We start from the raw sequence: 21703 nt of genomic DNA on the forward strand, positions 1-21703 counted from the left end.
TTTAGCGCAGTGTCTTTAACCCAAAGAATTCACGGGCCGTCACTTCATCGTTCGCAATTTGTTGCTTTAAAGCATCAAGCGAGGAGAAACGCTGTTCGTTGCGCAATTTCGCGCGGAGCACCACATCAATGTGGCGCCCGTATAAATCTAATGTGGTGTCGAGAAGGTGCACTTCCAACTGCTTGCGCACGCCTCCGACTGTAGGACGTATTCCAATGTTCGCCACGCCCGGCAGAGGTTCAGTCCCGAGGCCTAAGACTTCAACCGCATACACGCCGCGCACCGGAGACACGAGCCGCTTCAACGGCACGTTTGCCGTCGGGAAGCCAATGGTGCGTCCCAGTTTATCGCCGTGTACGACCCGGCCCGAGATACTGAACGGATGGCCCAGTAAATTCTCGGCCAGCGCCAGATCATCGTCGCGCAACGCATTACGGATCGCCGTGCTGCTGATGCGGTTCTCACCTTCACGGAACGTTTGCGTGCTGATCACTTCAAAGCCGTATTCTTCACCGGCTTTCTGCAATAGCTCAAAATCCCCCAGACGGCTGGCACCAAAGCGGAAATCATCCCCGACAGTCAGGAATTTAACACCCAGCTTCTCTACCAGCAGTTGTGAGATAAAGGCCTGCGCCATATGTGCGGCAAACCGGGGTTCGAAACGCACACATAAAAGGTAATCAACCCCGCACTCCGCCAGATACTTGGCTTTGTCACGCAAACTGGTCAGGCGTGCAGGTGCTTTATCACCGGCAAACAATTCCAGAGGCTGTGGCTCGAAAATCATTACCATCACCGGCAACCCCAGACGTTGACCTTCCAGCTTAAGCTGTTCAATCAGGGCCTGATGACCACGGTGTACACCATCAAAATTGCCAATAGTCAGCACACATCCATGATGACGTGCTCGAATATTGTGTATTCCGCGAATTAGCTCCATAGCTGGCTCAAATCCAATGCTGACTCATAACGATGGAAATCGGCGGATTATACCTTGTACAGCCTCCAAGGTTAACCAGCGATTAGCAGGATCACACCATTCTCTCTTGCATACGGCAGATATTGCGGTTCAAATGGCGGCGTGGCGATGAAAATCTTTCGTTGCATACAGGGAATGCGTGACTTTTCGCATAAACAAAGCGTTAATGGCCGTAGTGGGCAGTTTGTACACTCTCCTGTCGATTTTTCTCGCGAAAGACTGTATTCCGATGCCGGAAGCTGTTAAAATCCTGCGCCATCACAACGTAACAAGCGACGAGTAAAGTTCACTCTTTAAAACGCCGCTTATTTGCACAAATCCGTTGACAAAAGAAGACCGAAAAGGCATATTCCTCGGCCTTTGAATTGTTCATCAATAGAAAAATATTTGGGAGTTGGCCTTGGCTAATATCAAATCAGCTAAGAAACGCGCCGTACAGTCAGAAAAACGCCGTAAGCACAACGCGAGCCGTCGTTCTATGATGCGTACCTTTATCAAGAAGGTATACGCGGCTATTGCAGCAGGCGACAAAGCTGCTGCACAAAACGCATTTAACGAAATGCAACCAATCGTGGACCGTCAGTCTTGCAAAGGCCTGATCCACAAAAACAAAGCAGCGCGTCATAAGTCAAACCTGACTGCGCAAATCAACGCAATGCAATAATCGCATTACGCTGAAATGCTTGATAAAAAAACCGGCTCACGCCGGTTTTTTTATATCTGAAATTTGAGTTCAACACTAAAAGCTATTCAAACAACGCTGAAAAGTCCGTATGGCAAATCCGCTGTACCGAAGGATGCTGAATCATTCTTTCGGCAAATATCACGTAGTACTCTTCCATAATCCCTTCCACCCGTCCGACTTCCTCTATTTTTTCATCCTGAAATTCAGTTGATGAATAAATAGCCGGAGCGACAAATATCGCGTTGTTGTTCATTCCAAACGCTTTCATCAGCGCGGCATCATCAAACTCACCGAGAATATTGACCTTCAGCCCCTGCGTATTAAACCAGTTCAGCAGTTTGCGCCCCAGCATTGAACGCCTGCCGGGGATGAGTAATGAACGACGCTCCAGACAAGCCGGGAAATTCATGCCTGCCGGTGGATTACAACAAAAGAAGCTGATCGGACTTTCACCCAGTTTGACCGAGAACAGCCCTGCCTGCTGCGTGGAGTCCACCGGGCAATCAGACAAAATCATGTCCAGTTTATGCTGGCTCAGTTGTTCGAGCAGCATTTCGTGAGTCGATTCAAAACAGCGCAGGTGAATTTGCGCGTTGTCCGGCACGGCAGCTTCCAATACGCGACTGACCAGTCGTTTGGATAACGCATCCGCCACACCCACATCAAACAACAGGCTCGCCTCTTTGCGGTAATTCACGATATCCAGCATTTCCTGACTAAGGGTGAACATTTTATCCGCATAGCGGTAAACCAGTTGCCCTAACTCAGAAGGCACCAGCCCACGCCCCTGCCGTTTGAAGAGTTTCCCATCCAATCTTTCTTCCAGGGATTTAATCTGCCCGGTGATCGTTTGCGGAGTAAGGTGCAACACTTCCGCAGCCCCCACAACAGAACCTGATTTACACACGTGCCAAAAATAATACAAGTGGTTGTAATTGATATGAGGCATGGTTTCACCCTTTCCGAAAGTATGAAGTCAGCATCATTATTAATTTGCACGTTTCTTAGGCAAGGCCCGGCTCAGGAGCAGGTATCCCAGAACCGCTGATGCGACTGATCCCATCAGGATGCCCATTTTGGCGTACGTCAGCAACGCAGGCTCCAGCGTCGCAAAGGCCAGAGAACCAATGAAAATCGACATCGTAAAACCGATACCGCACAGCACGGAGACTGCCGAAATTTGGCTAAAAGTTATGCCGGATGACAGCCGTGTAATCCCTGATTTCAAGGCGATCCCGCCGAACAGAATGATACCCAGCGGCTTACCGAGAAGAAGCCCGGCAGCAATACCCATGGGTAATGTCGAGAATGAACCCGCAACTGTCACGCCCTGCAAAGAGATACCCGCATTGGCGAACGCAAACAGCGGCAAAATAAACCAGGAAACATAGGGGTGGATCCCATGCTCCAGGCGGCGAGCAGGTGACCTTTTATTCTCTTTGGTTCTCAGCGGAATTAAGAAGCCAAGAATGACACCCGCCAGCGTCGCGTGGATACCTGATTTCAGCACACACACCCAGAACACAGCACCAATCAGCAGGTACGGCGTCAGCTTCGTTACCCCCCGCCAGTTCAGTAGAGCCAGTACAGCGATGCACACCGCCGATAACCCCAGCGCCATCATCGACACATCGTGACTATAAAACAGTGCGATGATCACGATGGCACCCAAGTCATCAATAATGGCCAGTGCCAGCAGGAACACTTTTAACCCGGTCGGCACTCGTGACCCCAGCAGTGCCATCACCCCCAGCGCAAACGCAATGTCCGTTGCCGCCGGAATAGCCCAACCCTGACGGGCTATTTCATCGCTGCCGTTAAACAGTAAATAGATTAATGCCGGAACAACCATACCCCCGAGCGCGGCAATAGCAGGAAACATCGCCTGCTCGCGGTTGGCCAGCGCGCCTTCGCACATCTCACGCTTGACTTCCAGACCAATCATCAGGAAAAACACTGCCATCAGGCCATCGTTAATCCACAGCAAAAGTGGCTTGTCGATCAACAGCTCGGAAAAACGCAGGGTGACGGGAATATCCAGAAATGCCTGATAAATCCCCTGCAACGGACTATTCGCCATGATTAATGCCACAATGGCTGCGATGATTAATATCACACCACCGGCGGCTTCCATCCGTAAAAACTGACGAATGATATTTGACATTCTGACTCTCCTGTAGAAAAAACGTGGCAAAAAAAAGCTCACCACAAGGGTATGTCTGAATTGTACGCAAACTATCACTTCGTAAAAAGTCGATTATTTCTGGATTATACTTCGCTTTTTACGAATCATTGGTTTTCACATTGTTGAATAAAAATCCATAAAAAATCCCCGGCGCGTCAACCGCTGCCGGGGATGTTATCTGGCTTTCCGTCGCTCGATTCGCGAAAGCTTAGCGGGTCAGATCATCAAAGAACTTTTTCACGCCGTCCAGGAAGCTTTTAGAGCGCGGGCTGTTTTTCTCACCCGAAACGCCACCAAAGCTTTCTTCCAGATCACGCAGCAACTGCTTCTGCTTCTCGTTCAGGCTGACCGGAGTTTCCACTACCACCCGGCACATCAGGTCGCCCTGAACACCACCACGGACAGATTTCACACCGCGCCCGCGCATACGGAACATTTTGCCCGTTTGCGTTTCAGCAGGAATTTTCAGGCTCACGCGGCCATCAAGCGTTGGCACTTCAATTTCGCCACCCAGTGCTGCCATGGCAAAATTGATTGGCACTTCGCAGTACAGGTTATTACCTTCGCGCTCAAAGATTTTATGCGCTTTAACCTGAACCTGAACGTACAGATCACCTGACGGAGCACCATGCTCACCGGCTTCGCCTTCACCCTCCAGACGAATACGGTCTCCGGTATCCACACCCGCAGGAATCTTCACTGACAGCGTTTTTGAACGTTCTACGCGACCATGACCATGACATTTGGTGCACGGATCTTTAATCACTTTACCGCGCCCCTGACAGGTCGGACACGCCTGCTGGACTGTGAAGAAGCCCTGACGCATCTGAACCTGACCTGCACCATGACAGGTCGGACAGGTGGTCGGAGAACTCCCCGCTTTCGCGCCGCTGCCGTGGCAAACGTCACATTCATCCAGTGTCGGGATGCGGATTTCTTTGGTGACACCACGAACGGCCTCTTCCAGAGTCAGATCCATGTTGTAACGCAGGTCTGAGCCCCGGCTGGCACGCTGACGGCGCCCGCCGCCAAAGATGTCGCCAAAGACGTCACCAAAGATGTCGCTGAAATCTGCACCGCCGCCGCCGTAGCCACCACCGCCGCCCATGCCACCTTGTTCAAAGGCTGCATGACCATACTGGTCGTAGGCCGCACGCTTTTGCGCATCGGTCAGAATTTCATAAGCTTCTTTAATTTCTTTGAATTTGCTTTCAGATTCTTTATCGCCCTGATTGCGGTCAGGGTGATGTTTCATCGCCAGACGCTTATAAGCCTTTTTGATTTCACGCTCATCCGCTGTTTTGGATACGCCTAAAATCTCATAATAATCTTGCTTCGCCATGCTTTAACCTACCCTCAACATGCGTGCACGGGCGTAGAGTTTCCTCGACGCCCGTGCTGGTTATCAGTAAAGCTTCTTACTGTGCCCGCTTAAGGGCGATTATTTTTTGTCTTTAACTTCTTCGAATTCAGCGTCAACAACGTCGTCATCTTTCTGCGCGCTGGTATCGCCGCCTTCAGCCTGACCTTGTTGCTGAGCCATTTCCATCAGTTTGCCGGAAACCTGTACCAGCGCCTGGATTTTCGCTTCGATATCAGCCTTGTCTTCACCTTTAGCAGACACTTCCAGTGCTTTCAGGGCTTCTTCTACTGCGGTTTTGTCTTCAGCTGGCAGTTTGTCGCCGGCTTCTTCCAGTTGCTTACGGGTACCGTGGATCAGATGGTCCGCCTGATTGCGGGTCTGAACCAGTTCTTCAAACTTACGGTCAGATTCAGCATTGGCTTCAGCATCGTTAACCATTTTCTGGATTTCTTCTTCGCTCAGACCAGAAGATGCCTTGATGGTGATCTTCTGCTCACGGCCGGTATTTTTGTCTTTCGCAGACACGTGCAGGATACCATCGGCATCAAGGTCGAAGGTGACTTCGATCTGAGCCTGACCGCGTGGTGCTGCCTGAATACCGTCCAGGTTGAATTGACCCAGAGATTTGTTATCACTTGAACGCTTACGTTCACCCTGCAACACATGGATGGTGACTGCAGACTGGTTGTCTTCCGCAGTAGAGAACACCTGACTGTGTTTGGTCGGGATGGTGGTGTTTTTAGTGATAAGCGGAGTCATCACGCTGCCCATGGTTTCGATACCCAGAGACAACGGAGTCACATCCAGCAGCAGAACGTCTTTCACGTCACCTGCCAGGACACCACCCTGAACTGCTGCACCGATTGCCACAGCTTCATCCGGGTTCACGTCTTTACGTGGTTCTTTACCGAAGAAATCAGCAACTTTCTTCTGAACCATTGGCATACGGGTCTGACCACCCACCAGGATAACGTCCTGAATGTCAGAAACTGACAGGCCTGCGTCTTTCAGCGCCACTTTCAGTGGTTCGATAGAACGGTTAACCAGGTCTTCAACCAAAGATTCCAGTTTTGCACGGGTCACTTTGATGTTCATGTGTTTTGGACCTGACGCATCAGCAGTGATGTACGGCAGGTTCACGTCAGTTTGCTGAGCAGAAGACAATTCGATCTTCGCTTTTTCAGCGGCTTCTTTCAGACGTTGCATCGCCAGTGGATCGTTACGCAGATCCATGCCTTGCTCTTTCTTAAATTCTTCAACCAGATAGTTGATCATACGGCTGTCGAAGTCTTCACCACCAAGGTGAGTGTCACCGTTGGTCGCCAGTACTTCAAAGGTTTTTTCGCCGTCAACTTCATCAATTTCGATAATAGAGATATCGAAAGTACCACCACCGAGGTCGTATACCGCGATAGTACGGTTGCCGATTTCACGATCCAGACCATAAGCCAGTGCCGCAGCAGTCGGTTCGTTGATGATACGTTTGACTTCCAGACCTGCGATACGGCCAGCGTCTTTCGTTGCCTGACGTTGAGCATCGTTGAAGTAAGCAGGTACGGTGATAACAGCTTCAGTTACAGGTTCACCCAGATAATCTTCAGCGGTTTTCTTCATTTTCTTCAACACTTCTGCAGAGATCTGCGGAGGTGCGATTTTCTGACCTTTAACGTCGATCCAGGCGTCGCCATTGTCAGCGCTTACGATCTGGTAAGGCATGATGCCTTTATCACGTTGTACTTCTTCATCCTGGAAGCGACGGCCAATCAGGCGCTTGATCGCGAACAGGGTGTTCTGCGGGTTAGTCACAGCCTGACGTTTAGCCGGAGAACCTACCAGAGTCTCGCCATCTGCCGCATAAGCGATGATGGAAGGAGTGGTGCGGTCGCCTTCAGCATTCTCCAGTACACGAGCAGTCGTGCCATCCATGATAGCTACACAAGAGTTGGTGGTGCCCAGGTCGATCCCAATAATTTTACCCATCTAAAACGTCTCCACTTAAATTCATATTCGTTCAGGTTGCTACTGTATATGTGGCCGATCTTTTCGATTTCAACAGCCCCATTTAACGGATTTCCCGACGGTAACAACTGCGGTTGGGAATAAGATGGGGCCATGCAGCTCAGCATCAAGGGGCAAAGTGAAAAAAAATCTTCAATTGCTGTTACGCCAGATCAATGTTTGCTGACGCAACCCTCCTTATGATGCCGCGCGCTTCTAAAGATATGTGGGTTTTTTACTCATTTCCCAAGCGTTTCTTCCCCCGATTATCAATTAATAATAATTCCGATACAGAGGATCTATGCACAGCAAAACGTTGGCAAATCCAGGCCCGCTCGGGTTGATGGGATTTGGTATGACCACTATCTTATTGAATTTACACAATGCAGGCTTTTTTCCCCTGACAGCAGTGATTGTCAGTATGGGGATTTTTTATGGTGGTTTGATTCAGATTCTTGCCGGGATGATGGAATTTAAAAAAGGGAATACGTTCGGCACGACCGCATTCACTTCTTATGGCGCATTCTGGTTAAGCCTGGTTGGTATCCTGATGCTGCCGCGCATGGGCATGGCTGAAGCCAGCAGCGAAAGCTTCCTTGGCGCTTACCTCGGCATCTGGGGCGTGTTCACCTTATTCATGTTCTTTGGCACCCTGAAAGCAAACCGCGGTTTACAGATCGTTTTCGGCAGTCTGGTTATTCTGTTCGCGCTGTTGTGCTTCGGTAATATGACCGGAAACACGGCGGTACTGCATTTTGCCGGTTTCGAAGGGATCTTCTGTGGCGCCAGCGCGATTTATCTGGCGATGGCCGAAGTGCTGAACGAGCAATATGGCCGTACCGTTTTGCCGGTCGGTGAGCCGAAAAACCACGCTCCCCAGATTGACGCTGTTGTGGCATAAACCCCCTCAGCCAGACGTAAAAAGCCCTGCATCGCAGGGCCTTTTTATGCATAAAAGAAATCACTGGCCGGAAGTTGCGCCTTCGGCAAATTTCTCTGTACGGATCGTTTCGCTGTTCAAATCGCGGCTAAGGTAAATACCGGTCAGCAAGCCAATCACCGACAAGGCCAGCACATAATAAGCCGGAGCCATCGGCGTCAGACGCATAATCAGCGTGACGAAGACCGGAGTCAGGCCGCCGAAAATCGCGTAGGCCATGTTGTATGAGAAAGAGATGCCGGTAAAACGCACTTCCGCCGGGAAGGCCCGCACCATCACATAAGGTACTGCGCCGACCACACCTACGCTCAACCCCGCCAGCGCATACATGCCCATCAGCACCGAGGCATCAGCCGCGACCATGTGATAGAAAGACCAGCTGCAAATCCCGAGGAAGAGGCTGCCGAAAATAAAGGTTTTGCTGGCACCGAGGCGATCAACAATGCTTCCAGAGATAATGCATCCAAACATCAGCGCTACTGTAGCCAGACAGTTGGCCTGTAATGCGGCTGCCGCCGGAATGCCGAATTGCTTCTGCAACCAGGTTGGCGTCATCAGGATCACCACCACGATACCGGCGGATAACAGCCAGGTCATCAGCATCGATACCACGATTTCTTTTTTATGATTGGCCACGACAGATTTCAACGGCAATTCTTCCGCCAGCGCCTTATGCGCTTTCATTTCCATAAAGACAGGCGTTTCCTGTAACCATCGGCGCAGATACATGGCGATCAGACCAAAAATGCCGCCGATGAAAAACGGAATACGCCAGCCGTACTGACTGATGGTCGCTGGCGTCAAGCTGGTGTTCAGTAAAGTTGCCACCAGAGAACCCAGCAGAATCCCCAACGTTAAACCGGCGGTGAGGGTGCCGCAGGCGAAACCGATGCGATTACGTGGCACATGTTCAGCGACAAACACCCACGCGCCCGGCACTTCGCCGCCGATCGCCGCGCCCTGTAACAGACGCATCAGCAGCAGCAACAGCGGTGCTGCCATGCCAATCGAGGCGTAGGTTGGCAACAGCCCCATTGCCAGTGTCGGTAAAGCCATTAATAAAATACTCAGACTGAACATGCGCTTACGGCCAACCAAATCACCGAAGTGCGCCATGATGATACCGCCCAACGGGCGCGCCAGATAACCGGCAGCGAAAATACCAAAAGTCTGAACCTGACGCAGCCAGTCGGGCATATTGGCCGGGAAGAAGAGATCGCCAATTACCGCAGCGAAAAAGACGAAAATGATGAAATCGTAGAATTCGAGGGCGCCACCCAGTGCAGCCAGGGAAAGCGTTTTGAAGTCCTGCCGGTTCAACCGGCGCGATTGTGTGTGTTGCATAGGATACCGTCAGACACCAGAGTAAAAAATGGAAAAAGGTTTTGCCACCTTATGTAAAGTAATCCTTACTATAGCGGCAAATATTTTTCACACCAGTGGTGTCTGACGCTTAACGTCGCTAAATTTCAAAAAGGAACTGTATTCAGTTTTTTATCTCGCGGCGGGCACTTTTCGGACGGAAAGCTGCTACCACCTCATCATGCGTTTCAATGTAAGGTCCGTCGAGCAACTGGATGCAATAGGGCACACTGGCAAAAATGCCGGAAACAATCACTTTACCGTCGGCATCTTTCAGTCCTTCCAGCGTTTCCTGAATAGATTTCGGCTGGCCAGGTAAATTCAGGATTAAAGCCTGTTTGCGGATCACCCCAACCTGACGTGACAAAATTGCCGTCGGTACAAAGTGCAGGCTGATCTGACGCATCTGTTCGCCGAAACCGGGCATTTCACGATCGGCAACAGCCAGCGTGGCATCCGGTGTGACATCCCGGCGCGCAGGCCCGGTCCCCCCGGTGGTTAACACCAGATGGCAGCCGCTTTCATCAACCAGTTCACTGATAGCCTGTTCAATCAAAGGCTGCTCGTCCGGGATCAGCTTTTTCTCCAGCTTAAAAGGCGTAATAAGCGCTTTTTCCAGCCATTCTTCCAGTGCCGGAATACCTTTGTCCTGATAAACACCGCTTGAGGCGCGGTCCGACACTGATACCAGACCAATCCGTAATGTATCCATGCTATTTCTCCACAGCATTTTTCTTCGTAGTCACAGTACTCAGTATATCGGTAACCGGCCGGTGGTTTTATCGCAGGCACAAAAAAAGCGGCTGATTAGCCGCTTTATGCTGGAACTGAATGCTGATTACAGCAGGTCAGAAATCATTTTTTCCAGTTTACCCTGGTCGATTGCAAACTTACGGATGCCGTCAGCCAGTTTATCGATCGCCATTGGATCCTGGTTGTGCTCCCAGTAGAACTGAGATTCAGTCAGTGGCGCAGGACGTGGCTTGGTCTCACCGGAGAAGGACAGTTTACGTTCCAGCGGACCTTCGCTTTCTGCCAGTTCTTTCAGCAGTGCAGGGGCGATGGTCAGACGGTCACAGCCAGCCAGTTCGATGATTTCACCGATGTTACGGAAGCTTGCGCCCATCACGACAGTTTCGTAGCCGTGTTGTTTGTAGTATTCGTAGATTTCGGTTACGGACACAACGCCCGGATCTTCATGCGGTGCGAACTCTTTTTTGTCGCCATTGGCTTTGTACCAGTCAAGGATACGACCAACGAACGGAGAAATCAGGAACACGCCCGCTTCAGCACAAGCACGCGCCTGTGCGAAGGAGAACAGCAGCGTCAGGTTGCAGTTGATGCCTTCTTTTTCCAGTTTCTCTGCAGCGCGGATGCCCTGCCAGGTAGAAGCCAGTTTGATCAGAATACGGTCGTTGCTGATACCCGCATCGTTATACAGTTTGATCAGGCGTTTGGCTTTGGCCACGCTTGCGTCAGTGTCGTAAGACAGACGTGCATCAACTTCTGTTGAAATGCGGCCCGGTACCAGTTTCAGAATTTCCAGACCGATGTTCACTGCCAGTTTGTCAGCTGCATCAGTAATCTGCTGATCGTGATCGCTGCTCTGGTCACGTGCCCAGGCGATTGCTTCGTCGATCAGTTTACGGTATTCAGGAATTTGCGCAGCGCTGAGGATCAGTGACGGGTTCGTGGTCGCATCCTGCGGCTGGTACAACTTCATTGCCGCGATATCTCCGGTGTCAGCAACAACCTGAGTCATTTGGCGTAGGGAAGTCAGTTTATCGGTCATTTTGGCATATCTCATCGTTTGGACGTTTTCGTATAGGCATTTTCATGCCTTGCCTTTGGCTGATGATAACATGCAAAAAGCCAGGCGCAAGGCGCATATCACGGCATGCTCGGCTACGAACATCTATGGATTTCTCACCTTCCAAAACACACAAAATTAGCCAAAATGCATATGTTACCCGTTCAATAAAACAGGTATGTTAGCCACCCAAAGTGGTCATTGCCCGCAAGCAAACAAATAAAAATGATGAAGGGCAAATCAACCAAGGACAACTTATGAACGACCTGCTGGATTTTTTCGATACTATTCTCTGGAGTTCAATCCTGATTTACCTGCTATGCGGCACCGGCATTTACCTTACGTTTCGTCTTGGTTTCATTCAGTTTCGTCACTTTGGCCACCTTTTCTCCCCCACTCTTTATAAGCGAAAACACATCACACGAGGTATTTCCCCGTGGCGGGCGCTGTGTCTCAGCCTTGCATCGCGTATTGGTACCGGGAATCTCACCGGTGTCGCCATCGCCATTACGCTCGGCGGCCCTGGCGCTATTTTCTGGATGTGGATTATTGCAGTTTTCAACATGGCGACGGCAATGATAGAAAACACGCTGGCGCAGATTTACAAAGGCAATGTAGCCCATGAAAAATTTCGCGGCGGGCCGGCTGATTACATGGAAAAAGGGCTTGGAATGCGCTGGATGGGTATCTTGTTTTCCTTGCTGATGGTGATTTCCTGCGGCTTTATTTTCAGCGCCTTACAGGCCAATTCCATTGCTCAGGCTTCTTTCCATCTTCTGCATGTACCGGCGCTGTCCACCGCCTGCATTTTATCCGTGCTGGTCGCGATACTGATTTTTGGCGGTATACGCGCAATCACCTGGCTTTCGAAATGGCTTGTACCGCTGATGGCCTTCGCCTACTTGTTGCTGGCCATCTGGGTTATTGGTCATCACATTGAAAAGTTGCCACAGGTGCTGGCGCTGGTATTCAAAAGCGCCTTCGGCTTACAGCAGGCCGCTTCCGGCGCACTGGCGTATGGCGTGACACAGGCCATTACTCAGGGCATGCAACGCGGCGCCTTTGCCAGCGAAGCCGGTGTCGGTTCTTCACCCAATGCGGCGGCGATGGCGGGCGTAAGCCACCCGGCTATGGTGGGGTTCAGCCAGATGTTTGCCGTCTTCATCGATACCATGGTGATTTGTACCGCAACCGCGCTGATCATCCTGACGTCAGGAGCCCTTGATCAACCTGACGCCCCGGTTGGCATCCGGCTGATACAGCAATCGATTATGCCGGTGACCGCAGGCTGGAGCCATGTGGTTCTGGCCATTCTGGTCTTCTCTTTTGCGTTCACGTCGATCGCCGGAAACTATGCCTATGCCGAAAACAATCTGAATTTCTTTCACGGTTCTTCGCCCGTTAAATTACTGATTTTCCGGTTGATGGTCATCAGCATGGTGTTCTGCGGATGCCTGATGGAATTACAAGTCCTGTGGAAACTGGCCGATATTGTCATGGCGCTGATGGCAATACTCAATCTCACCGCACTGTTGCTGCTTTCGGGCATCGCGGTCAGCGTGGTGAAAGATTATGAACGCCAGCGACGGATGGGGAAAACGCCGGTGTTTAATCCTGATCACTACCCTGAATTACGCGGTCAGCTCCAGCCCGGCGTCTGGGATAAAAAAATGCCTCCGCGCTGATTTCCTGCGCTTTTACCTATCGATATCATGCCTCCATCGCAGTGACTTTTTTGCTACAGTAAGGCAACAAAAATCCTGAATGTGAACCGTCACTGACCAACGGACGAGACTATGCTGACCATTATTTCACCTGCCAAAACGCTCGATTACGAAAGCCCGCTTGCGACAACGCGCTATACCCAACCGGAACTGCTGGATAAATCCAGCCAGCTGATCACCGTGGCACGTAAAATGTCTCCTGCGCAGATTTCTTCACTGATGGGGATCAGCGACAAACTGGCCCATCTGAACGCCGAACGTTTTAATGACTGGCAGCCGGATTTCACGCCGGATAACGCCCGTCAGGCCTTGCTGGCCTTTAAAGGCGATGTGTATACCGGTCTGCAGGCAGAAGATTTCAGTGAGAAGGATTTTGATTTTGCACAGAAACATCTGCGGATGTTGTCAGGTTTATATGGCCTGCTGCGTCCGCTGGATCTGATGATGCCTTACCGTCTGGAAATGGGTATCCGTCTGGAAAATCCCCAGGGCGCGAATCTGTATGCCTTCTGGGGAAATTTGCTGACCGAAAAACTCAACCAACTGCTCAGTGAACAAAAAAGCAAAGTGCTGGTGAACCTGGCGTCTGATGAATACTTCAAAGCGGTGAAACCCAAACTGCTGGATGGCGAAATCATCAAGCCGGTATTCCTCGACGAGAAGAACGGCAAATACAAAGTCATCAGCTTCTACGCCAAAAAAGCGCGCGGCCTGATGAGCCGCTTTATTATTAAAGAGCGTCTGGATAAGCCGAAACAGCTTCAGGATTTCAATCTGGAAGGTTATGAATTTGATGAATCACGTTCGCAGGGCAATGAACTGGTGTTTACCCGTCCTGAGCGCTGATTGACCTGATCTGCGGATACAAAAAAGCCCTCACGAAGAGGGCTTTTGCCTGTCTTAAACACAATCTTTATTCAGGCAGCGCCATCAGGAATGCACGCATCTCGCTGAAATCAGCCGGAAGATTATGCGACAACAATGGCAGGTCAGCGCGATCCGCCAGTTCTTTCGGTAAACCGATGTCCTGATCCAGAATCGCTTCCACGCTTTCCTTGAATTTTGCCGGATGTGCAGTACCGATGAACAGGCCGAACTCGCCCGGTTGCAGCTGGTCACGCAGCACACGGTAAGCAATTGCCGCGTGAGGTTCAGAGATATAACCGATATTGGCCAGCTCGCGCATCGCGTCTTCGGTGGTGTCATCGCTGACTGCGCCGAAGCCCAGATCTTTCAGCTGCCAGGTTTTACGACGATACAACTCTTCCACACGCGGCCAGTTGTTGGGCTGGCTGACATCCATAGCGTTCGACAGAGTCGCAACGGTTTTCTTCGGTTCCCACTCGCCGTTAGACAGGAAACGCGGCACCGTATCATTGGCGTTGGTCGCCGCAATAAAGCGTTTCACCGGCAGGCCGAGGGATTTCGCCAGCAGACCGGCGGTCAGATCACCGAAGTTACCGCTTGGTACGGAAACCACCAGCTGATTGCGCGCTTCCTGAGGCAGTTGGGCAACCGCTTCAAAGTAGTAGCAAATCTGCGCCAGCAGGCGGCTGATATTGATGGAGTTGGCTGAGTTCAGTTTCAGCGCGTGTTTCAGTTCTTCATCATCAAACGCCTGTTTCACCAGTGCCTGACAGGCATCAAAGTCGCCGTCGATGGCGACGGTATGAATATTTCCGCCAAGCGTACAGAACAGTTTTTCCTGCAACGGGCTGATTTTGCCGCGCGGATACAGAATCACCACACGAACATTTTTCAGACCGTGGAACGCATGTGCCACTGCCGCGCCGGTATCACCGGAGGTCGCGGTCAGAATGGTCACCGGCTGATCGCCAGATACCTGAGTCAGGATCTGCGCCATGAAGCGGCCACCGAAATCTTTAAAGGCCAGGGTCGGGCCGTGGAACAGTTCCAGACAGGCAATGTCGTCTTCCACTTTGGCAACGGGTGCCGGGAAGGCAAACGCATTTTTTACACGCTGATATAATTCTTCTTCCGGAATTTCATCGCCGATGAAAGCAGAAAGAATTCGGCTGCTGCGGGTGACGAAATCCAGTTCCAGCAAGCGATCAATTTCGGTCAGTTCAAACTCAGGCAATTCCAGTGGGAAGAATAATCCCTGCTGTTTTCCAAGACCTTGTTTGACGGCCTGAGCAAAGCTGACCTGCTCGTTGTGATCCTTCAGGTTGTACAGTTTCATTAGTTATCCCAATAAATTATCGAGTTATCCCAATACCCGCGCGCCCGCGGTATCAAGACGACAAATATGAACAAAGCCTTCGTCATTTTGCAGATAATGCGTCTGCAACCAGTCAGCCATACGTTTCGCTGTCGCACTGTCGTTACACACCGCGAACAACGTCGGGCCGGAACCGGAAATCCCGCAAGCCAGCGCACCAATTTCTTCTGCGGCGCTGCGGGCTTCTGCAAAGCCCGGCAGCAGACGGGTGCGGTAAGGTTCAGCAATCACATCTTTCATCAGTTTTGCGGCCAGCGCAGGTTGCTGAGTGTGGCAGGCATGAATAAAGCCCGCCAGATAACGTCCGTGGCTGATGCAATCCTGACGGCGATACTGCGCAGGTAAAATGGCACGCGCCTCGGCCGTCGAGACTTTAATCCCCGGATACGCCATCACCCACAGCCAGTCATCAAAGCCTGGCACGTCCTGGCTGATGATATCGAGTTCTTCCAGCATCAGCTGAATGCCGCCTAAATAGCATGGCGCCACATTATCGAAATGTACGCTACCGGAAATCCGCCCTTCCAGCTCGCCCATCAGCAACAGCATCTGGTTTTCATTCAGCGGTTTACCGCAAAACTCATTCATCGCCATCAGACCGGCGACCACCGAACAGGCGCTGGAACCCAGACCTGAGCCGATCGGCATGTTTTTTTCCAGCGTCATCGCCACCGGCACTTCTTTGCCGATTTCCTGACAGAAACGCTGCCAGCACTGATAAACGATGTTGTCTTCCATGCGATCCGGCAGTTTAGACACAAACTTGCCTTCGTTTTTCAGACTGAACACTGTGGCCGCCTCAACGGAAACACAGTCGCCCAGCAGTGTGCCATCCACCGGAGACACGGCCGCGCCCAGAACATCGAAGCCTACGCTGACGTTCCCGATTGAAGCCGGGGCATACACCTTAACCATATTAAACTCCTAACTTCCATGACAGCGTTCTCAAAAGATCGGCAAACACACCTGCCGCCGTCACATCATTACCGGCACCGTAGCCACGCAGAACCAACGGCAACGGCTGATAATAGCGGCTGTAAAACGCCAGCGCATTCTCCCCATTTTTTACTTTATAAAGCGGGTCATTACCATCGACGGCATCGATTTTTACTTTGCATTGTCCGTCTTCGATAGCACCGACATAACGCAATACTTTACCTGCCGCGGTGGCATCCGCAACACGCCTGGCAAATTCGGCATCCAGTTCCGGCAGACGCGCCACAAATTCATTCACAGTGCCTTCGCTATTGAAGGACGGCGGCAGAACGGATTCCACGTCAATATCCGTCAGCTCCAGTTTGTAACCGGCTTCACGCGCCAGGATCAGCAATTTACGGGCAACGTCCATACCGGACAGATCATCACGCGGATCCGGTTCGGTATAGCCCATCTCTTTCGCCTGCAATGTTGCAGCAGATAACGACATACCTTCATCCAGCTTACCGAAGATGAAGGACAGCGAGCCGGAGAGGATGCCGGAGAAACGCATCAGCTCATCACCGGCATTAAGCAGGTTTTGCAGGTTTTCGATGACCGGTAAACCCGCGCCGACGTTGGTGTCATAGAGGAATTTACGGCGTGAACCATCCGCCGCTTTACGCAACTGATGGTAGTAATTCATGGAAGAAGTATTGGCCTTTTTGTTCGGCGTTACGACGTGGAAACCGTCGGCAAGGAAATCGGCGTATTGATCAGCCACTTCCTGACTGGAAGTACAGTCAACTATCACCGGATTCAGCAGGTGGTATTCTTTCACCAGACGGATCAGGCGTCCCAGATTCAGCGGCTCTTTCGCGGCACCCAGTTCATCACGCCAGGTTTCCAGCGCAATGCCGTGAACGTTAGTCAGCAATGCCCGGGAGTTGGCGATGCCGCAAACGCGCAGATCAATATGTTTGGTTTTCAGCCACGCTTGTTGACGGCGGATCTGTTCAATCAACGCCCCGCCCACGCCGCCTACCCCGATCAGGAAGACTTCGATAACCTGATCAGTGTTGAACAGCATCTGGTGGCTTACGCGCACACCGGTGGTCGCATCGTCGTTATTGACGACCACCGAGATAGAACGTTCAGACGACCCCTGCGCAATCGCCACGATATTGATATTGGCGCGCGCCAGTGCCGAGAAGAATTTCGCCGAGATACCGCGCAGGGTACGCATGCCGTCGCCGACGACAGAAATAACCGCCAGCTTCTCCATCACATCCAGCGGCTCAAGCAGACCGTCTTTCAGCTCCAGATAGAACTCGTCTTCCAGCGCTTTACGGGCGCGTTCCAGTTCGCTTTGCGGCACACAGAAACTGATGCTGTATTCAGAAGAAGACTGGGTGATCAGCACCACCGAAATGCCTGAACGGGACATCACCGCAAACACGCGCGCCGCCATGCCGATCATCCCTTTCATTCCCGGACCGGAAACGTTGATCATCGCCATGTTGTTCAGATTAGTGATGCCTTTCACCGGCGTATTATCGCCGAGGCTTTCGCTGCCTATCAGCGTGCCTGGCGCCTGCGGGTTGGTGGTGTTTTTAATCAGGCAAGGGATCTGGAACTGGGCAATCGGCAGGATGGTACGCGGATGAAGCACTTTCGCACCAAAGTACGACAGCTCCATCGCTTCCTGATATGACATGGATTTCAGTAAGCGGGCGTCCGGCACGATGCGCGGATCGCAAGTATACACACCGTCGACGTCAGTCCAGATTTCACAACAGTCGGCACGTAAACAGGCAGCCAGCACGGCGGCTGAATAATCGGAACCATTACGTCCGAGCACCACCAGTTCGCCCTGCTCGTTACCGGCAGTGAAACCGGCCATCAGCACAATGTGATCGGCTGGAATAGCGCTGGCGGCGATACGCCGGGTGGATTCGTTGATGTCCACGGTCGATTCAAGGTAATGCCCCTGCGCGAGCAGTTTTTCGACCGGGTTAATGACGGTGACGCCAAAACCTTTGGCAAGGAACACCGCTTCCATAATAGCGATAGAGAGCTTTTCACCACGACAGATGATGGAGGCATTTACGCTGTCCGGGCATTGTCCCAGCAGGGCAATACCGTGCATCAGTTGTTTAAGCTGAGCGAATTCGTGATCGACAAACGCTTTCACTTTCGGCAAATCAAAACCCGGTTGCGCGGCCGCCAGGCCGGTTATCAGCTGACCAAAAATGTTTTCCGCATCACTCATGATGGTCTGAATGTCCTGCCCTGCGACAGTTCGTTCAATCATAGCAACCAGATAGTTGGTGATTTTGGCAGGCGCGGATAATACCGTCGCGACCTGTCCCTGACGTGCATTGCTTTCCATAATGTCCGCAACCCGCAAGAAGCGTTCTGCGTTTGCTACCGAGGTCCCGCCAAATTTCAACACTCGCATTTCTGGTTCTCTCCTGAAGCTCTCGTTTAAATGTAAAAAAAAAGCCCGCACTGGTTAGGTGCGGGCTTTTTTTCTTTTTCCTGTACGCGTCAGCCCGCCCCGTTACCTGTGGTATCGGTGGTGGTAATAATTGTTGTGTTCAGGCTGATGATTCGCATTTTTATTTTCTGTCTGTCTTTAGGTTTGTACTCTGTCTGCCTCTATTAGCTAAAGCATAAGGCACAATAAGTCAATTTTTTTCTATTTTCGGCAGGTTAATCACGGACAGAATGAAATGGATAATTATCTGCCTTTAAAAGCATTTCCAGTACGATCGATAACTCTGCTATCACCGCACCGGATATCGAACTGTAGCGGTAAGGATTCCCCTCACATCATTGGGTCAGTTTTTTTTCGATGTCATGTAGCAAAGTATGCAGCATTGCCGCATCGCGCTGCTGCAAAAGACCGAGACGCTGATGCAGCCAGTCGGACAATTTCTGGTCATCTTCTGCCCCGACATTTTCCAGTAATCGCCCGACCCGTGCACGCAATGCCGACAACTGTCCCGCTTCGGCATTTTCAGGTTTCACTGAGGTCACCTGATTGAGAGACGATAACTGATAACAGAATACCATCACGGCCTGCCCCAGATTCAGCGACGGGTAATCCGCCACCATCGGTACGCCGGTCAGCACATCAGCCAGTTCCAGCTCTTCATTGGTCAGCCCGGAATCCTCACGGCCAAATACCAGCGCAGCGTGATTCACCCACTGGCTTTTCTCTTCAAGCTGCACCTGCAACTCCTGAGGCGTGCAGTAATAGTGAAATTTAGCCCGGCTGCGGGCCGTCGTCGCGACAGTAAAATCAATATCAGCCAGGGCTTCTGCCAGTGTGCTGAAATGCAGAGCATTTTGCAGGATGTCCTGCGAACCATGTGCCACCCAACCGGCTTCCGGCTTGAGATGTGCCTCGCTGTCCACAATACGCAAGGAAGCAAAGCCCATGGTTTTCATTGCGCGGGCTGCCGCACCGACATTTTCCGGGCGAGCCGGTGACACTAAAATAATATGAAGTTGCATATGACGCCTTTGCAGGAAGGAAAAAGAATTTGCCGCCTGTATTTCAGCGATGAAATTTTATCCTGTTTCAGACCTATTCATCGTTTATATTCTTCACAAGAACTTAACAGTCGACTTGATATATTCCTTTATTTTATCGGAAAAGCTTAACCGGGAGGTAAAAAAGCTGCTGGCAGGGTTAAGCACATTCCCTTAAAAAATTAGTCATTATTTTTCATATGGATATATAATAATGATACATACAGATTTTGCATTTATCTTGGGTTTCCTGAGGATTAGCTGAATCGTGTACAATAAAGGCCGAAATGTGACTCAAACGTGCATTCTTGTAAGTGTTTTTCACTGTTCTGTTACCGTGCTACAATTGAACTTGATATATGTCAACAAACCGTAATTTTGTTGGGTGGTAATTTCGACACTCGCTGTTATATTGCTGTTAATAGGGTTAGGATATGCGCCGCTTTAGGACCCCGTGGAACTGCAGAAAGTGGAATCCCTGACCGAGCTTGCGATGTTGTTGCCGTTGATGGAAATTGCATCGAGAACGCATTTACGTACTTTAGTCATGTAACGAGTGAGATGGCCAATAAGGCATCAAAATTCATTGGGATATCAAGGACTTCTGTACTCCTATTTTCTATTTGTTGGCAATCTTAGGTAGCAATCATGCAGACCCCTCACATTCTGATCGTCGAAGACGAGTTAGTGACACGTAATACGTTAAAGAGCATTTTTGAAGCAGAAGGCTACATGGTGCATGAAGCCAATGATGGCGCTGAAATGCACCACATTCTGTCCGAAAATGATATCAATCTGGTTATCATGGACATCAACCTGCCAGGCAAAAATGGCCTGCTGCTGGCACGCGAACTGCGTGAACAAGCCAGCGTTGCTTTGATGTTCCTGACCGGCCGCGACAACGAAGTTGATAAAATTTTGGGTCTGGAAATCGGCGCTGATGACTATATCACCAAGCCATTCAACCCGCGCGAACTGACCATCCGCGCACGCAATCTGCTGTCCCGCACGATGAACCTGGGTACTACCGGTGAAGAACGTCGTCTGGTTGAAAGCTACAAATTCAATGGCTGGGAACTCGATATCAACAGCCGTTCACTGATAAGCCCGCAGGGCGAACAGTACAAGTTACCGCGCAGTGAATTCCGCGCCATGCTGCATTTTTGTGAAAACCCGGGCAAAATCCAAACCCGTGGCGATTTGCTGAAGAAAATGACCGGCCGTGAGCTGAAACCTCATGACCGTACTGTTGACGTGACTATCCGTCGCATCCGTAAGCATTTCGAAGCGACTCCGGATACGCCGGAAATCATCGCCACTATCCATGGTGAAGGTTACCGTTTCTGCGGTGATCTGGAAGACTGATACAGAAGGTTGCCAACCGCTCTGCAGTCGATGTGATAAAACGTAAAGGCCAGCGAAAGCTGGCCTTTTGATTTGGATCCCTTGGTGAAACTCAAGGCTCAGCATGTCCCCACGGAATGATCGGCACCGCGCTGAGGGCATTTTTCGGTGAACCGTCCACAACTTTATCGGAATAACTCAGGTAGATAAGCGCATTACGTTTTTCATCATAAAAACGCACCACCTGCAGCTTTTTAAACACCAGAGAAGTACGTTTCTGGAAAACTACAGTGCCTTTATCTTTCCCCTGCTTAATCTTATCGCTGAGCTCGATAGGTCCTACCTGCTGACAGGAAATCGCCGCATCCGATGTATCTTCGGCCAGACCTAATCCGCCCTTGATGCCGCCGGTTTTTGCACGACTGATATAACAAGTTACATTTTTAATATCAGGATCATCAAAGGCCTCGACCACAATTTTATGGTCCGGACCGAATAATTTGAAGACGGTATCCACTGATCCCACTTGCTCTGCACGTGCTGCTCCAGAACAAAAAATAAACATCCCAAATACAAAAATCCAACATTTATTCATTAAGTTACTCCACGTCATCAG

General features: G+C 50.9%; 19 protein-coding genes and 1 other annotated feature. Of the genes, 5 read left to right on the forward strand and 14 right to left on the reverse strand.

The genetic code is table 11. The features are described from left to right. Position 1: 1 nt before the first annotated feature. Positions 2-940: a bifunctional riboflavin kinase/FAD synthetase gene (gene ribF, locus AACU55_RS20175; RefSeq protein WP_134705988.1), complete on the reverse strand. Its 939-nt coding sequence runs from the start codon at positions 938-940 to the stop codon at positions 2-4. A 439-nt stretch (positions 941-1379) separates the two neighbouring features. Between ribF and rpsT the strand changes: the two genes are divergently transcribed. After that, the gene (gene rpsT, locus AACU55_RS20180) at positions 1380-1643 is read left to right on the forward strand and encodes a 30S ribosomal protein S20 (protein ID WP_013577064.1); all 264 of its coding nucleotides are present in this window, start codon (positions 1380-1382) and stop codon (positions 1641-1643) included. An 82-nt stretch (positions 1644-1725) separates the two neighbouring features. On the opposite strand, the gene nhaR is transcribed toward rpsT, so the two are convergent. The 4 genes from nhaR to dnaK all read right to left on the reverse strand — a co-directional run bounded on the left by nhaR (position 1726) and on the right by dnaK (position 7192). Then, a complete protein-coding gene (gene nhaR, locus AACU55_RS20185; RefSeq protein ID WP_037033463.1) occupies positions 1726-2613 on the reverse strand; it encodes a transcriptional activator NhaR in 888 nt (295 codons plus the stop codon). A 39-nt stretch (positions 2614-2652) separates the two neighbouring features. Next, positions 2653-3828 (reverse strand): Na+/H+ antiporter NhaA, encoded by a 1176-nt coding sequence (gene nhaA, locus AACU55_RS20190; protein ID WP_013577066.1) that lies wholly within the window; start codon positions 3826-3828, stop codon positions 2653-2655. Between the two features lie 229 nt (positions 3829-4057). After that, the gene (dnaJ, locus tag AACU55_RS20195; protein ID WP_013577067.1) at positions 4058-5191 is read right to left on the reverse strand and encodes a molecular chaperone DnaJ; all 1134 of its coding nucleotides are present in this window, start codon (positions 5189-5191) and stop codon (positions 4058-4060) included. A 99-nt stretch (positions 5192-5290) separates the two neighbouring features. Then, positions 5291-7192, reverse strand: coding sequence for a molecular chaperone DnaK (gene dnaK / locus AACU55_RS20200; RefSeq protein WP_013577068.1), 1902 nt, complete (start codon positions 7190-7192; stop codon positions 5291-5293). Between the two features lie 319 nt (positions 7193-7511). On the opposite strand from dnaK, the gene satP reads away from it, so the two are divergent. Then, the gene (gene satP / locus AACU55_RS20205; protein ID WP_037033464.1) at positions 7512-8111 is read left to right on the forward strand and encodes an acetate uptake transporter; all 600 of its coding nucleotides are present in this window, start codon (positions 7512-7514) and stop codon (positions 8109-8111) included. A 60-nt stretch (positions 8112-8171) separates the two neighbouring features. Here satP and AACU55_RS20210 read toward each other — a convergent pair whose 3' ends face one another. The 3 genes from AACU55_RS20210 to tal all read right to left on the reverse strand — a co-directional run bounded on the left by AACU55_RS20210 (position 8172) and on the right by tal (position 11304). Further along, positions 8172-9494, reverse strand: a complete 1323-nt coding sequence (locus AACU55_RS20210) for an MFS transporter (protein ID WP_037033465.1) — start codon at positions 9492-9494, stop codon at positions 8172-8174. Positions 9495-9636: 142 nt separating this feature from the next. Continuing rightward, positions 9637-10224, reverse strand: coding sequence for a molybdopterin adenylyltransferase (mog, locus tag AACU55_RS20215; protein WP_037033467.1), 588 nt, complete (start codon positions 10222-10224; stop codon positions 9637-9639). A 126-nt stretch (positions 10225-10350) separates the two neighbouring features. Then, positions 10351-11304, reverse strand: a complete 954-nt coding sequence (tal, locus tag AACU55_RS20220) for a transaldolase (protein ID WP_037033577.1) — start codon at positions 11302-11304, stop codon at positions 10351-10353. Between the two features lie 275 nt (positions 11305-11579). Between tal and AACU55_RS20225 the strand changes: the two genes are divergently transcribed. Together AACU55_RS20225 and yaaA are read left to right on the forward strand one after the other, a co-directional pair. Next, entirely contained in the window at positions 11580-13007 is a 1428-nt protein-coding gene (locus AACU55_RS20225; RefSeq protein ID WP_037033468.1) for an alanine/glycine:cation symporter family protein, read from the forward strand. Between the two features lie 111 nt (positions 13008-13118). Then, positions 13119-13892: a peroxide stress protein YaaA gene (gene yaaA, locus AACU55_RS20230; RefSeq protein ID WP_037033470.1), complete on the forward strand. Its 774-nt coding sequence runs from the start codon at positions 13119-13121 to the stop codon at positions 13890-13892. A 67-nt stretch (positions 13893-13959) separates the two neighbouring features. On the opposite strand, the gene thrC is transcribed toward yaaA, so the two are convergent. From thrC to AACU55_RS20255, 5 genes are all read right to left on the reverse strand, one after another. Further along, positions 13960-15249: a threonine synthase gene (gene thrC, locus AACU55_RS20235; protein ID WP_013577075.1), complete on the reverse strand. Its 1290-nt coding sequence runs from the start codon at positions 15247-15249 to the stop codon at positions 13960-13962. 24 nt (positions 15250-15273) lie between these two features. Further along, positions 15274-16203, reverse strand: a complete 930-nt coding sequence (thrB, locus tag AACU55_RS20240) for a homoserine kinase (RefSeq protein ID WP_037033471.1) — start codon at positions 16201-16203, stop codon at positions 15274-15276. Between the two features lies 1 nt (position 16204). Next, complete coding sequence (thrA, locus tag AACU55_RS20245; RefSeq protein ID WP_013577077.1) at positions 16205-18664, reverse strand: bifunctional aspartate kinase/homoserine dehydrogenase I; 2460 nt, start codon at positions 18662-18664, stop codon at positions 16205-16207. 34 nt (positions 18665-18698) lie between these two features. Then, positions 18699-18815, reverse strand: a sequence feature (Thr leader region). Further along, positions 18754-18822 carry a thr operon leader peptide gene (gene thrL, locus AACU55_RS20250; protein ID WP_071823645.1) on the reverse strand — a complete coding sequence of 23 codons (69 nt, stop codon included), beginning with the start codon at positions 18820-18822 and terminating at the stop codon, positions 18754-18756. Its footprint overlaps the feature before it by 62 nt. Positions 18823-19038: 216 nt before the next feature. Beyond that, positions 19039-19725 carry a tRNA/rRNA methyltransferase gene (locus AACU55_RS20255; RefSeq protein ID WP_013577078.1) on the reverse strand — a complete coding sequence of 229 codons (687 nt, stop codon included), beginning with the start codon at positions 19723-19725 and terminating at the stop codon, positions 19039-19041. 666 nt (positions 19726-20391) lie between these two features. Between AACU55_RS20255 and arcA the strand changes: the two genes are divergently transcribed. After that, entirely contained in the window at positions 20392-21108 is a 717-nt protein-coding gene (gene arcA / locus AACU55_RS20265; protein ID WP_013577079.1) for a two-component system response regulator ArcA, read from the forward strand. A gap of 91 nt (positions 21109-21199) precedes the next feature. On the opposite strand, the gene creA is transcribed toward arcA, so the two are convergent. Then, positions 21200-21682 (reverse strand): protein CreA, encoded by a 483-nt coding sequence (gene creA / locus AACU55_RS20270; protein ID WP_013577080.1) that lies wholly within the window; start codon positions 21680-21682, stop codon positions 21200-21202. Positions 21683-21703: the final 21 nt, after the last annotated feature.

Source organism: Rahnella sp. CJA17(1/100) (assembly GCF_963881615.1).
In the GTDB taxonomy this organism is placed as follows: Bacteria; Pseudomonadota; Gammaproteobacteria; order Enterobacterales; family Enterobacteriaceae; genus Rahnella; species Rahnella aceris.